The sequence below is a fragment of the Aeromonas fluvialis genome, assembly GCF_000819885.1.
GTDB classification, from domain to species: Bacteria; Pseudomonadota; Gammaproteobacteria; order Enterobacterales; family Aeromonadaceae; genus Aeromonas; species Aeromonas fluvialis.
The window spans coordinates 108,490-121,278 of the sequence record NZ_CDBO01000011.1 but is presented as its reverse complement, the minus strand read 5'-3'; the positions used below and the strand labels follow the sequence as shown (position 1 = coordinate 121,278).

Below are 12,789 nucleotides of genomic sequence, written 5' to 3'. Positions count from 1 at the left end.
CACCTGATTGAGAGAATGATGTATGCGTACCCGTAACGATCGTCTGCGCCATGCCGTTGGCTTTGAATTCATTGGCCTGCTGATTGCTGCCCCGCTGGCCAGCTGGGTCACGGGCGTCGGGCTCAACCATATGGGCCCGCTGGCCCTGTTCTTCTCGCTGCTGGCCACCGTCTGGAACTACATCTACAACATCGGGGTCGACAAGCTGCTGCTGAGGTATCAGGGCCATACCCACAAGACACTGTGGCAACGGGTGCTGCACACCTTCGGCTTTGAGGGCGGTCTGCTGATCGTCGCGCTGCCGGTCATGTCCTGGTGGCTGAGCGTCAGCCTGCTGGAGGCGCTGCTGCTGGATTTGGGCTTCGTCGCCTTCTACCTGATCTATGCCTTTGTCTATAACTGGGGATATGACAAAGTGTTCCCCATCCCCCAACCGATGCTGCAGAAAGCGCCAGGCTAAGTGGTTAGAGCCCCAAAAAACAGAGCACCATCATGATCGCAATGATGGTGCCCGAGAGAACAAAGGCGACGAGCGAGGAGAGAAAAACGTCAGGCCTGAGCCTTAAACTCGGCACCCTCGTCATCGGTGATATCGACCTTTTCGGGTTGAGCCTGGGCTAGTTGCAGGGCTTCCAGCTCGCTTTGGTATTCACTCAGCATCTGCTGAGCTACCGCCATATCTCCCTTGTGTTTGCGCTCGAACAGATGGTGCTGCACCACGCCGTTGAGATACTCCACCGTGATGGGCTGCTCAAGGGTTCCCATCAGCTCCTCTTTATCCAACTCGGCATTGATTTCATCGGCGGTCGTGCGCAGCAGCCCGGCCAATTGAACCAGCATACGGCGCTCACCTTCGCGCAGCAGGCTCAACATGCGGTTTCTCTGCTGCTCATTCTGTTGGGTCATACATTTCCTTACGTCAATTGGGAACAAGCCCGCTCATTCTGCCCTGTCCCCATGACAGCGTCTATCTCGCGCCCCCCACAAATTGTTGGCGCTGGCTCACAAATGGCTACAGATGCTATTTGCTGTAGCTCTGGGGTATAGTATCCGCTGATTTTCGGGGCCTTCATCATCTTCATATTGCACGTTAAAGGCTCCCCTACGGCTTACCCCAACGAGGTGAAGATCCGCTTTATGACCGACGCCATAGTGGTGCTCTGCACCTGCCCAGACCAAACCAGTGCCGACCTTCTCTGCGAACAACTGCTGAACCAGCGGCTGGCCGCCTGCATCAATCAGCTGCCGGGTGTCACTTCCATCTATCGCTGGCAAGGCAAGGTGGAGCGCGCCTCCGAGATCCAGCTCATCATCAAATCCCGCCAGTCGCGCTTTACCGAGCTGCAGCAGTGCATCCAGACTCATCACCCCTACGAGGTGCCCGAGCTACTGGCCCTGCCAGTGAGCAACGGACTGCCCGCCTACCTCGACTGGCTCAATGGGGAGACCTCATGACGTTCACCCGCTTGCTCTCTCCCCTGCTGCTGCTCTGTGCCCTGTTGACGACGGCGGTGGGCAGCTCCCCAGCCCACGCCAGCGGCGCCGATCTGCTCAGCTCGCTGGGTATTGAAGCCAACGCCAAACCCACCTTTTTGCAAGTCGATGAGGCCTTTCAGATCGAGAGCGAACAGCGCGGCGATCAGCTGCTGCTGACCCTCCACATCGCCGACGACTACTACCTCTATCGCCACAGCCTGCGTTTCAAGGGGAACAATCTCACCTTCAGCGAGCCGACCCTGCCAGAAGGCACCGAGCACGAGGATGACTTCTTCGGCAAGACCCGGGTCTACTACCAGCAGGTGAGCATCGTGGTGCAGCTAAAAGAGGTGGGCGAAAACGCTACCCTGCGGATGCGCTATCAGGGCTGTACCGACGGCCTCTGCTATCCACCGACCGACAAGCTGATCGAGGTGGCCCCGCTGGTCACGGCAACCACAGCGTCCACTGCTGAAACGGCACAAAGCGTCACACCCGTGAGCCAACAGGATCAGCTCGCCGCCGCCCTCGGCAATCAGGGGTTCTGGCTCAGCATCGTCGCCTTCTTCGCGCTGGGGCTGGGGCTCGCCTTCACCCCCTGCGTGTTCCCCATGTACCCGATCCTGACCAGCATCATCGCCGGCGCTGGTCATCGCCTCTCTACCGGCCGCGCCTTCCTGCTCTCCTTTGTCTATGTGCAGGGGATGGCGGTCACCTACACCCTGCTGGGGCTGGTAGTGGCCTCGGCGGGTCTGAAATTCCAGGCGGCGCTGCAACACCCCTATGTGTTGATCAGCCTCTCGCTGATGTTCGTGCTGCTGGCCCTCTCCATGTTCGGGTTCTACACCCTGCAACTGCCGAGCAGTTTGCAAACTCGCCTCTCCGGTCTCTCCAACCGCCAGCAGGGCGGCTCGGTAGTCGGGGTCGCCATCATGGGGATGATCTCCGGGCTGGTCTGCTCCCCCTGCACCACGGCACCACTCTCGGGGGCGCTGATCTACGTGGCCCAGAGCGGCGATCTCTGGCTCGGCGGCGCAGCGCTCTATGCGCTGTCACTGGGGATGGGGCTGCCGCTGCTGCTGCTCGGCACCTCGGGTGGCAAGCTGCTGCCCAAGGCGGGCGCCTGGATGGATGTGATCAAGCAGCTGTTTGGCTTTGCCCTGCTGGCGGTGCCCATCCTGCTGCTGTCACGGCTCTGGAGCGATCAGATTGCCACCCTCGCCTGGCTCGGCTGGGGGTTGCTGCTGTGCGGCTATCTCTATCATCACAACCAGCACCAGCCCCACTCGGTGGCCAGAAGCGTGCGCGGCTTCGTGCTGTTGCTGGCGATGATCAGCGCCGTAGTAGTGGGCAAGGATCTGCTGCAACCGGCCGCCCCTGCAGCCGTCTCTGCGGGCGCGAATCAAAGCGCCCCGCAATTTGTCCGCATCAAGACCCTGGATGATCTCAAGGTGCAGCTGGCCGCCGCCCGCGGCAAGCCGGTGCTGCTCGACCTCTACGCCGACTGGTGCGTCGCCTGCAAGGAGTTCGAGCACAAGACCTTCAGCGATCCCGCTGTGCGGGAGCGCTTCGGCCAGATGGTGCTGCTGCAGGCGGATGTCACTGCCAACGACGATGCCGATATCGAGCTGCTCAACACCCTCAATGTGCTGGGGTTGCCGACCCTCATCTTCTTCGACCGCGAGGGCAAGGAGCTTGAGGGGCAGCGGGTCACCGGCTTTATGGGGCCAGCGGAGTTTCTTGGCAAGCTTGATCAGCTACGCTGACCAGCGGCGCCCCTGTCGACAGACCGGGGCCGCCTTATACGTTACGCACTGATTTTTCTGGCAATCCCTTGTATATGACCGGCAGCATGGCAGAATTTGCCCTTCGATTGTCTCGCCCGTCCGGAGTTTTGATGAAAAAGTGGTTCATCCCCCTGCTGGCCCTCTGGCTTTATGGCTGCAGTGCAGGGCCCGGTGAAGAGGATATCCGGAGCCAAGTTACCGCCAGGCTACTGGCCGAGACAGACGCAAACCTGTTCGAGATCAGCGACTTCACCATCCTCGGCAAGGAGGAGCGGTTGGAGGGGGTCTATCTGGTCAAGGTGAGTTACCAGCTCCACTTCAAGCAGGGGCTCGATCAGTTGCAGGTGTTGCACGACGAGGATCTGGTCTACGACAAGGTCGGCCCCTTCCAGCAGGAGATGGGACTGATGGAGCTGGAGCGCAAATATGGCGACTTCGAGGCTGGCCAGGTGCTGCCCCAGCAAGCCGAGGTGTGGATGATGAAGACGGAGCAGGGCTGGCGGCTGGCCGAGCCGACGTACTGACGCGGACCCGACCAGTATTATCAGGCTGACTCAAGCCTGGGTATCGACCAGATAGCCCCTTCGATCCGGCGCATCACTCGGGATCTTGTTGGCAAAGGCCGAGAGGAACTCCTTGAGGCTCACGCCACTGCCGCTGCTACCACTGCTCTCCAGCAAGCTGGAGAACTGGCTTTGCAGGGCACTCACTTCGCTACTTTGCTCGCCCTCACCATCCAGCTGGGCCAGCAGGCTCTGCAGATCCAGTTTCATCGGATTGTCGCTGCTGCCGGCGGCGATGGCCTTGCTCCCCTCCTGCTGGGCATGCAGGGCGTCCATCAGGCTCGCCATAAAGGTCTCGAGCGAACTGCCACTGCTGTCCGATACCTTGTCACTCTCCTCTGCCCCGCCACTCAACCCCAGTTCGGCCAGTACCGATTTGAGATCCTCCTCCATCTTGTTATTGGCACCCTGGGGAGGGGGCGGTGGCGGCATGGCGGGTCTCTCCTTGCGTTCACTGCCACTTGCGGCCAGCAATTGTGCCAGCGAGCCGACATCTCCTGACCCATTCACGTTTATTGTCATAGTCACTTGTCTCCTGAGTGGGGCCACCGCTGCTCATCAGCGATTCAACCCCTGTCAGCCATGGCAAGGGACGGGCCAATCCAGTTCGCCTTCATCATCAGCACAAGAAATTGGAGATCCTGACTTTATTGACAACTTAAACCATAAAGAGAGACTGCCACAGAATAACACCGCACAGTCGGCAAACAGGGTGGCAACCCCTTGCCCACCAGCGGCAAGACCGGGTAGGCCCCTGCTCAGAGCAGATCCTTCATCCGGTGCCACAGCATCCCGAGCGCCAGCAGCGGGGAGCGCAGGGCAGGGCCACCGGGGAAGGTGATATGGGGCACGCTGGCAAACAGATCGAAGCCCCGGCTCTCGCCGCGGATCGCCTCCGCCACCAGCTTGCCCGCCATATGGGTGGCATTGAGACCGTGGCCCGAGTAAGCCTGGGCGTAGAGCACGTTGGGATATTCCTTCAAGCGGCCAATCTGCGGCAGTCGGTTGGCGCCAATCCCGATCATCCCCCCCCACTGAAACTCGATGGCAGTGCCTGCCAGCTCGGGGAATACCCGCAGCAGCTTGGGCAGCATAAAGGCCTTGATATCCTTGGGATCCCGGCCCGAGTAGTTGCAGGCCCCGCCGAACAGCAGGCGGCCGTCGGCGGAGAGGCGGTAGTAGTCGAGGGCTACGTTCTGATCGCACACCGCCATGTTTTGCGGCAGCAAGCGCTGGCGCAAGCGGCGATCCAGCACCTCGGTGGCGAGGATATAGGAGCCCGCTGGCAGCACCTTGCCCCCCAGCTCGGGATTGAGCTCGTTGAGATAGGCATTGCAGCCGATCACCAGATAGTCGGCCGTGACCCGACCGTGGGCGGTTGTCACTTCGACCTGCTTGCCATAGTCGATGTGGGTCACTCTGGCCTGTTCGAACAGCGAAACCCCGAGGCTGGCGGCGGCACGCGCCTCTCCCAGCGCCAGATTGAGAGGATGCAGATGACCGGAGCCCATGTCGATCAAGCCGCCGATGTAGCGATCCGATCCCACCACGCTATGGATATCTTCGCGCGCGACCAGCTTTAGCTCGTGCTCATAACCCAGGCTCGCCAGATGGTCGAGATCCTCTTCAAAACCGGCCAGATGACGCTGACGGGTCGCGAGGTCGCAGTAACCCCAGGTGAGATCGCAATCGATATTGAAGCGCTCGACCCGCTCGCGCACCAGCTGCACCGCCTCCAGCCCCATCAGGTCGAGCTCGCGGACCCCCTCCTCACCAATCCAGCGGGCAAACTGGCTGGTATCGTGGCCGATACCGCGAATAAGCTGACCGCCGTTGCGCCCGGAGGCCCCCCAGCCGATACGGTTGGCCTCCAGCAAGGCGACCTTGTAACCGGCATCCGCCAGATTGATGGCTGTGTTGAGGCCGGTGAAGCCGCCACCGATGATGCAGACGTCAGCCTTGTGCTCCCCCTCCAGCTCAGGCCACTGTTGCGAGTCGTTGCGGGTGGCCGCGTAGTAGGAGGCGACGTGCTCCTGATATCCGATGTGCTTTCCTGCCTGCATACTCAGCATCCTGCCTTGGTTGCAAATTGTTTAATAAAATAAGCAAAGTTGTTTTGATAATACCCAGATCCTCCTCCACTCACCAACTGGTGCGGATCACAGAAATGCAAAAGGCGCCCCGAAGGGCGCCTTTTCATGCAATCAAGGTGCTGTAACGAATTACAGTACGTCGATGGCGTTCAGGTCGGAGAATGCTTTCTCCAGACGAGCGATCATGGAAGTCTGACCTTCACGCAGCCATACGCGCGGATCGTAGAACTTCTTGTTCGGCTTGTCGGCGCCTTCCGGGTTGCCCAGCTGGCCTTGCAGGTAAGCTTCGTTCTTCTGGTAGAAGTGCAGCAGACCTTCCCAGGTTGCCCACTGGGTGTCAGTGTCGATGTTCATCTTCACGACGCCGTAGGAGATGGACTCGCGGATCTCTTCCAGAGTGGAACCTGAACCACCGTGGAATACGAAGTCCAGAGACTTGGCAGGGATGCCGAACTTCTCGGAAACGTACTTCTGGGAAGCATCCAGGATGGACGGGGTCAGCTTGACGTTACCCGGCTTGTAGACACCGTGTACGTTGCCGAAGGAGGCAGCGATGGTGAAACGCGGGCTGATCTTGGACAGACGCTCGTAAGCGTAAGCAACATCTTCCGGCTGGGTGTACAGGGAAGATTGATCCAGGTGGCTGTTGTCTACGCCATCTTCTTCGCCACCGGTGCAACCCAGTTCCAGCTCCAGAGTCATGTTCATCTTGGCCATGCGGGTCAGGTACTCGCAGCAGATGTCGATGTTCTCTTCCAGAGACTCTTCGGACAGATCCAGCATGTGGGAGGAGAACAGCGGCTTGCCAGTTTCAGCAAAGTGCTTCTCACCTGCATCCAGCAGACCGTCGATCCACGGCAGCAGCTTCTTGGCAGCGTGGTCGGTGTGCAGGATGACTGGTACGCCGTAAGCTTCGGCAACGGCGTGCACGTGCTTGGCACCAGAGATAGCACCCAGAATGGCTGCTTGCTGGCCTTCCAGCTTCAGACCCTTACCGGCGGTGAATACGGCACCACCGTTGGAGAACTGAACGATAACCGGGGCTTTCACCTTGGCGGCAGCTTCCAGTACGGCGTTAACGGAGTCGGTACCAACGCAGTTAACTGCTGGCAGAGCAAAGCCGTTCTCTTTAGCGATAGCGAACACTTTCTGAACGTCATCACCAGTGATCACGCCGGGTTTTACGAAGTCGAAAATTTTCTTAGACATGTTTAATCGTCCTGTCTCGTATGCCGTTAATAAAATGGGGGGTTCATCATGAACCGGCACAGCGGGCTCATGATAAACGAAACGGGAGGCTTTTGCCCCCCGTTCCGGGTCAATTAGGCTTTGGCGCGCTCTTCGAGAATCGCGACAGCTGGCAGAACCTTGCCTTCTACGAACTCCAGGAAGGCGCCGCCGCCGGTAGAGATGTAGGAGACTTTGTCGGCGATGCCGAACTTGTCGATGGCGGCCAGGGTGTCACCACCGCCCGCGATGGAGAAGGCGGGAGAAGCAGCGATGGCTTCAGCGATCACCTTGGTGCCTTCAGCGAACTGGTCGAACTCGAACACACCGACCGGGCCGTTCCACAGGATGGTCTTGGCGTTCATGATGATGTCAGCCAGGGCCTTGGCAGAATCCGGGCCGATGTCGAAGATCATGTCGCCGTCGGTCACATCAGCAACAGACTTGATGGTAGCCGGAGTGGACTCGGAGAACTCGCTACCGACAACCACATCGGTGGTCACCGGAATGTTGGTCTCGGCAGCCAGTTTCTTGGCGGTATCGATCAGGTCGTGCTCGCACAGGGACTTGCCGACGTTGTGACCGGCAGCAGCGATGAAGGTGTTGGCGATGCCGCCACCGACCACCAACTGGTCAGCGATTTTGGAGAGGGATTCCAGAACGGTCAGCTTGGTGGAGACCTTGGAGCCACCAACGATGGCAACCATCGGGCGCTCGGGCTTCAGCATGGCTTTGCCCAGGGCTTCCAGTTCACCCGCCAGCAGCGGGCCAGCACAGGCGACCGGTGCGAACTGAGCCACACCGTAGGTGGAGCCTTCGGCGCGGTGAGCAGTACCGAACGCATCCATTACAAAAACATCACACAGGGCGGCGTATTTTTTGGCCAGCTCTTCGGTGTTCTTCTTCTCGCCTTTGTTGAAACGGCAGTTTTCCAGCACAACCAGCTCACCGGCAGCGACGTCTACGCCATCCAGGTAATCCTTGGCCAGGCGAACCGGGCAGGACAGAGCGTCTTTCAGATAGTTGACAACCGGAGCCAGGGAGAATTCTTCGTTGTATTCACCCTCGGTCGGACGACCCAGGTGGGAGGTGATCATCAGCTTGGCGCCCTTTTCCAGAGCCAGCTTGATGGTCGGCAGAGTCGCAACGATACGTGCATCGGAGGTGACCTTGCCGTCTTTTACCGGTACGTTCAGGTCAGCACGGATCAGAACGCGTTTACCCGCCAGATCCAGGTCAGTCATCTTGATAACAGACATATTCAGTCCTCTATATTTTCCAGGTAATGTTAAAAACAGTAACCTTTCGCCCGGAGCAGGCTCAGCCTGCGGCCATCATTGCCCGGGTGGTATCCAGCATCCGGTTCGCAAAGCCCCATTCGTTATCACACCACATCAACATCTTGACGAGGTTGGCATCGCTCACCCGAGTCTGGGTACCATCAATGATGCATGAGTGAGCATCATGATTAAAGTCTACGGAGACCAGCGGTTCTTCCGTGTAATCCAGAATACCGTGTAATGTACCTCTGGATGCCCGTTGCAGGGCTTGATTTACGTCAGTAACTGTCACTTTTTTACGAACAGTAATACTGAGATCCATCGCTGTTACATTGATGGTCGGCACCCGCACCGCGATCGCCTCGAACTTGCCGGCGAAGTGGGGCAGGATACGCTCCAGTCCCTTTGCCAGCTTGGTATCCACCGGAATGATGGACTGACTGGCTGCGCGGGTTCGGCGCAAGTCACTGTGGTAGGCATCGATGACTTGCTGATCATGCATGGCCGAATGAATTGTCGTAATAGTACCACAATTTATCTCGAATTCTCGATGCAATGTTTCAATCACCGGCACCACGCAGTTGGTGGTACAGGAGGCGTTGGAGACGATCCGCTCCGCTCCGGTGAGGGTATGATGGTTGACCCCGTAGACCACGGTGGCATCCACATCGGCATCGGCCGGGTGGGAGAAGAGCACCTTGCCCGCCCCCGCCGACAGATGCAGCTCGGCATCGGCCCGCGAGCCGAACACTCCGGTGCAATCGAGCACCACGTCCACCCCCAGCGCCCGCCACGGCAGCTTTGACGGATCCCGCTCGGCAAACAAAGAGATGAGATCCTCCCCCACCAGCATGCTGTTGCCCGCCAGTTGCACCGGATGGTGGAAGCGACCGTGACTGGTATCGTAACGAGTCAGGTGCACCATGGCCTCGGGGGCCGCCAGCTCATTGATGGCGACGATCTTGATGGTCTTGTCGCGCCCGCTTTCATAGAGGGCTCGCAACACGTTGCGACCGATCCGCCCGTAACCATTGATGGCAATCTTGATCATCGAGAATCCGTTTCCTTGAACCAGCAACAGGGCGACGCACCGGCCGCCCGGGAGCCCAAGCTACGACAGCAGGGCCTCCTTGAATTCACCGCGGGCCAGCAGTGCGGCCCCGAATACCCCGGCACTGTCGCCAAGGGCTGGAGCAATAATGGGGGCTCTGAAGCGGGGATTAAAGAGGAAGGGCAAAATTGTCTGTCGTCCGGCGCTGTAAAGGCTCTGCACATTGCCCACCCCGCCGCCGATGACGATAACATCCGGGTCGAGAATGTTGACCACGTTGGCCAGCGCCTGACCAAACAGCAGGTGCAGCCGGTCGATGGTGAGCTTGGCGATGTGATCGTGGGCGGTGGCGGCCGCGATCTGGGCGAGCGACAGATGACGCTTGGCCTTGGCTTCGTACCAGGCCTCCAGCGCCGGGCCGCTGATCAGGGTCTCGACGCAGCCGCGCTTGCCGCAGTAGCACTCGGGACCATCAGGGGAAAGCACGTTGTGGCCCCACTCGCCGGCGATGCCGTGGTGGCCGTTGAGGATCTGGCCGTTGATGACGATACCGGAGCCGACTCCGGTGCCCATGATGATGCCGAACACCACTTTCGCATCGGGATGGTGCTGGCGCACTGCACCGAGATGGGTTTCTGCTAGCGCGAAGCAGTTGGCATCGTTGGCGATCAGCACCGGCACGCCCAGCTTGCGTTCCAAATCCTCCTTGAACGGCTTGCCATTGAGCTCGGTGGTGTTGCAATTCTTCATCAGGCCGGTCTGCGGATCCCGAGCGCCGGGGGTGCCCATGCCGATGACGGTCGGACGCTGGCCAATCTTCTCGGCGCACTGCGCCACCAGCTTGGCGATCTGGCCGATCATGTGCTCATAACCGCCCGCCCGCTCGGTGGGGATGCGGTGGCGCAGCAGCACCTCGTCGCCATCCAGCACCACGCATTCACACTTGGTACCGCCAAGATCGATACCCCAATCCAGTGACTTGCTGCTCATCTTGCCTCCTGCACTGACGCCACGCACTCGTCGTCGCGGCGCCATTTTAAATGTAAAACGGGGCCTGACGGCCCCGAATTTCAATCGCACTATTCTTCGCCCACCCCGGCCTTAGCGGCCGTGGTACTGGGCGGAGAGCTCGTGCACCGCGTTGACGAACACGCCGGCGTGCTCCGGGTTCACATCCTGATGGATGCCGTGACCCAGGTTGAAGACGTGGCCATTGCCGTGACCGAAACCGGCCAGGATGGAGGCGACCTCTTCACAGATGCGAGCCTGATTGGCGTAAAGCATGGAGGGATCCATGTTGCCCTGCAGCGCCACCTTGTCGCCGACCCGGCGCTTGGCGTCGGCAATGTCGGTGGTCCAGTCCAGGCCCAGCGCATCACAACCGGTGGCGGCGATCTGCTCCAGCCACTGACCGCCGTTCTTGGTGAACAGGGTGACCGGCACGCGACGACCGTCGTGCTCGCGGATCAGGCCATCGACGATCTTGTGCATGTACTGCAGGGAGAAGTCGCGGTAATCGCGCGGGGTGAGCACGCCGCCCCAAGTGTCGAACACCATGACTGCCTGGGCACCCGCCTTGATCTGGGCGTTGAGATAGCTAATCACGCTGTCGGCCAGCTTGTCGAGCAGCAGGTGCAGGGTCATGGGCTCTGCGTACATCATCTGCTTGATCTTGGTGAACGCCTTGGAGCTGCCCCCCTCCACCATGTAGGTTGCCAGGGTCCATGGGCTGCCGGAGAAGCCGATGAGCGGCACTTCGCCCTTCAGCTCACGGCGGATGGTGCGCACCGCATTCATCACGTAGCCCAGCTCATCTTCCGGATCCGGAATGGGCAGCGCCTGCACATCGGCTATGGATTTGATGGGGCGCTCGAAGCGCGGGCCTTCACCCTGCTCGAAGTAGAGGCCGAGCCCCATGGCATCGGGCACAGTGAGGATGTCGGAGAAGAGGATGGCGGCATCGAGCGGGTAGCGGCGCAGCGGCTGCAGGGTGACTTCACAGGCCAGCTCGGCATTACGGCACAGGGACATAAAATCCCCCGCCTGGGCGCGAGTCGCCTTGTATTCCGGCAGATAGCGGCCAGCCTGGCGCATCATCCATACCGGGGTCATATCCACGTCCTGACGCAGCAAAGCGCGCAGGTATCGATCGTTCTTCAGCTCTTTCATCCCAGTTCCTGAGTTCGTATCACGCATAAAATGGCGGTCATAATACCACTTTGCCCAGTCAAGCGGACTGCCCAAAACGTGGCAAATGGGTGATCGGTTGCAAAGATGTGAAGGGGCGCAAACCAGAGCGCCCCGTTTTTAAAAAGAAGTGCAAAAAGGTTGGCGAAAAGATAAGCGCCGTTACCCCTCGCCAGCCAGTGACAATTCGATCAGGCGCCGGGCAATGGTGCCGTGGGGTGGCAAGCGCGGCAGCCGGTCGGCGGCAAAGAAAGCGGCAGCGACCAGTTCGTCATCCTGCACCATTATCTCGCCGCTCTCGTAGTCGGCGGTAAAACCCATCATCAGGCTGTGGGGGAAGGGCCAGGGCTGGCTCGCCACATAGCGCACATTGCGCACCCGGATGCCGCTCTCCTCGAACACCTCCCGCGCCACGCACTGCTCGAGGTTCTCCCCCGCCTCCACAAAGCCGGCCAGCACGGTATACATGGGATCGTCCGCCTGATAGTGACGACGATGGGCAGCCAGCAGGATCTCCGGCCCCTTGCGCACTGCCACGATAATGCAGGGGGAGATGCGCGGATAGGCCGTGTGACCCTGGTGGCACACCTGCGCCCACTCCCCCACCTTCGGGGTCATGGGGGCGCCGCACTCGCCGCAAAAACTGTGGGTGCGGCGGAAGGTAGCCAGCTGCCAGGCGCGGCCAGCGAGGCGAAAGCCCTCTTCGTCCCCCGCCACCATCAGCTGGCGCAGCGGGCTCATGGCGCTCGTGTCGGCCTCAACCCCCAGATCGAGCAGATAGCTGGGCAGCCCCTGCCACTCGTCAAAACGCTCGAAATGGGCGTCAGCCAGCGTAGCAGGCAAGCACGCCTTACTTCCCTGTGGCACCTGACCCTGCAGATCGAGCAGTACCAGATGATCGCCCCCCAGCACGAACCAGCGGGCTTGTTCGGTTAATGACATCAGATGAACACTCTCGTTAAATCCAATTAAACAAAACCCAGACTACGGCGGGCCCGCCAAGGGGAAAAAGCCGCGTGATGGCCCCCATCTTACGACCAGCACGGGTCGCTGACGACCCCGCTGCTGCCGATTGCACTGTTCGCCAACATTGATGAGCCCGGCAAAAAAGAGGCCGCCCGAAGG

Annotated in this window: 13 protein-coding genes; 4 read left to right on the top strand and 9 right to left on the bottom strand. The window is 60.0% G+C overall.

Features of this window, described 5'->3' with window-relative positions:
- Positions 1-22 precede the first annotated feature (22 nt).
- A complete protein-coding gene (locus tag BN1125_RS02690; protein WP_042010540.1) occupies positions 23-460 on the top strand; it encodes a PACE efflux transporter in 438 nt (145 codons plus the stop codon).
- A gap of 89 nt (positions 461-549) precedes the next feature.
- Here BN1125_RS02690 and BN1125_RS02685 read toward each other — a convergent pair whose 3' ends face one another.
- A complete protein-coding gene (locus BN1125_RS02685; protein ID WP_042010539.1) occupies positions 550-906 on the bottom strand; it encodes a hypothetical protein in 357 nt (118 codons plus the stop codon).
- A gap of 231 nt (positions 907-1,137) precedes the next feature.
- Here BN1125_RS02685 and cutA point away from each other — a divergent pair, with 231 nt between their 5' ends.
- From cutA to BN1125_RS02670, 3 genes are all read left to right on the top strand, one after another.
- Complete coding sequence (cutA, locus tag BN1125_RS02680; protein WP_042010537.1) at positions 1,138-1,455, top strand: divalent-cation tolerance protein CutA; 318 nt, start codon at positions 1,138-1,140, stop codon at positions 1,453-1,455.
- The gene (locus BN1125_RS02675) at positions 1,452-3,242 is read left to right on the top strand and encodes a protein-disulfide reductase DsbD (protein WP_042010536.1); all 1,791 of its coding nucleotides are present in this window, start codon (positions 1,452-1,454) and stop codon (positions 3,240-3,242) included. Before cutA ends, BN1125_RS02675 begins: the two co-directional genes overlap by 4 nt.
- A 131-nt stretch (positions 3,243-3,373) precedes the next feature.
- The gene (locus BN1125_RS02670; protein WP_042010534.1) at positions 3,374-3,787 is read left to right on the top strand and encodes a hypothetical protein; all 414 of its coding nucleotides are present in this window, start codon (positions 3,374-3,376) and stop codon (positions 3,785-3,787) included.
- Positions 3,788-3,817: 30 nt separating this feature from the next.
- Here the strand turns inward: BN1125_RS02670 and BN1125_RS02665 are convergent, their stop codons facing one another.
- From BN1125_RS02665 to nudC, 8 genes are all read right to left on the bottom strand, one after another.
- The gene (locus BN1125_RS02665) at positions 3,818-4,348 is read right to left on the bottom strand and encodes a hypothetical protein (RefSeq protein WP_244268453.1); all 531 of its coding nucleotides are present in this window, start codon (positions 4,346-4,348) and stop codon (positions 3,818-3,820) included.
- Positions 4,349-4,584: 236 nt separating this feature from the next.
- Positions 4,585-5,889 (bottom strand): NAD(P)/FAD-dependent oxidoreductase, encoded by a 1,305-nt coding sequence (locus BN1125_RS02660; RefSeq protein ID WP_156993034.1) that lies wholly within the window; start codon positions 5,887-5,889, stop codon positions 4,585-4,587.
- A gap of 159 nt (positions 5,890-6,048) precedes the next feature.
- Complete coding sequence (fbaA, locus tag BN1125_RS02655; RefSeq protein WP_042010529.1) at positions 6,049-7,128, bottom strand: class II fructose-bisphosphate aldolase; 1,080 nt, start codon at positions 7,126-7,128, stop codon at positions 6,049-6,051.
- A 113-nt stretch (positions 7,129-7,241) separates the two neighbouring features.
- Positions 7,242-8,405 (bottom strand): phosphoglycerate kinase, encoded by a 1,164-nt coding sequence (locus tag BN1125_RS02650; RefSeq protein WP_042010527.1) that lies wholly within the window; start codon positions 8,403-8,405, stop codon positions 7,242-7,244.
- A gap of 61 nt (positions 8,406-8,466) precedes the next feature.
- Positions 8,467-9,477: an erythrose-4-phosphate dehydrogenase gene (gene epd, locus BN1125_RS02645; RefSeq protein ID WP_042010525.1), complete on the bottom strand. Its 1,011-nt coding sequence runs from the start codon at positions 9,475-9,477 to the stop codon at positions 8,467-8,469.
- A 60-nt stretch (positions 9,478-9,537) separates the two neighbouring features.
- Complete coding sequence (locus tag BN1125_RS02640) at positions 9,538-10,467, bottom strand: ROK family protein (RefSeq protein WP_042010524.1); 930 nt, start codon at positions 10,465-10,467, stop codon at positions 9,538-9,540.
- 111 nt (positions 10,468-10,578) lie between these two features.
- The gene (gene hemE / locus BN1125_RS02635; protein ID WP_042010522.1) at positions 10,579-11,646 is read right to left on the bottom strand and encodes a uroporphyrinogen decarboxylase; all 1,068 of its coding nucleotides are present in this window, start codon (positions 11,644-11,646) and stop codon (positions 10,579-10,581) included.
- 180 nt (positions 11,647-11,826) lie between these two features.
- Complete coding sequence (gene nudC / locus BN1125_RS02630) at positions 11,827-12,606, bottom strand: NAD(+) diphosphatase (RefSeq protein ID WP_042010521.1); 780 nt, start codon at positions 12,604-12,606, stop codon at positions 11,827-11,829.
- Between the last annotated feature and the right edge of the window lie 183 nt (positions 12,607-12,789).

Bases quoted from the DNA above. Each gene is read 5' to 3' on its own strand.
- BN1125_RS02660 (WP_156993034.1), bottom strand. From the start codon at position 5,889: ATGCAGGCAGGAAAGCACATCGGATATCAGGAGCACGTCGCCTCCTAC.
- BN1125_RS02670 (WP_042010534.1), top strand. From the start codon at position 3,374: ATGAAAAAGTGGTTCATCCCCCTGCTGGCCCTCTGGCTTTATGGCTGC.
- BN1125_RS02650 (WP_042010527.1), bottom strand. From the start codon at position 8,405: ATGTCTGTTATCAAGATGACTGACCTGGATCTGGCGGGTAAACGCGTT.
- epd (WP_042010525.1), bottom strand. From the start codon at position 9,477: ATGATCAAGATTGCCATCAATGGTTACGGGCGGATCGGTCGCAACGTG.
- BN1125_RS02690 (WP_042010540.1), top strand. From the start codon at position 23: ATGCGTACCCGTAACGATCGTCTGCGCCATGCCGTTGGCTTTGAATTC.
- cutA (WP_042010537.1), top strand. From the start codon at position 1,138: ATGACCGACGCCATAGTGGTGCTCTGCACCTGCCCAGACCAAACCAGT.
- BN1125_RS02640 (WP_042010524.1), bottom strand. From the start codon at position 10,467: ATGAGCAGCAAGTCACTGGATTGGGGTATCGATCTTGGCGGTACCAAG.
- BN1125_RS02675 (WP_042010536.1), top strand. From the start codon at position 1,452: ATGACGTTCACCCGCTTGCTCTCTCCCCTGCTGCTGCTCTGTGCCCTG.
- BN1125_RS02665 (WP_244268453.1), bottom strand. From the start codon at position 4,348: ATGACAATAAACGTGAATGGGTCAGGAGATGTCGGCTCGCTGGCACAA.
- hemE (WP_042010522.1), bottom strand. From the start codon at position 11,646: ATGAAAGAGCTGAAGAACGATCGATACCTGCGCGCTTTGCTGCGTCAG.
- BN1125_RS02685 (WP_042010539.1), bottom strand. From the start codon at position 906: ATGACCCAACAGAATGAGCAGCAGAGAAACCGCATGTTGAGCCTGCTG.
- nudC (WP_042010521.1), bottom strand. From the start codon at position 12,606: ATGTCATTAACCGAACAAGCCCGCTGGTTCGTGCTGGGGGGCGATCAT.
- fbaA (WP_042010529.1), bottom strand. From the start codon at position 7,128: ATGTCTAAGAAAATTTTCGACTTCGTAAAACCCGGCGTGATCACTGGT.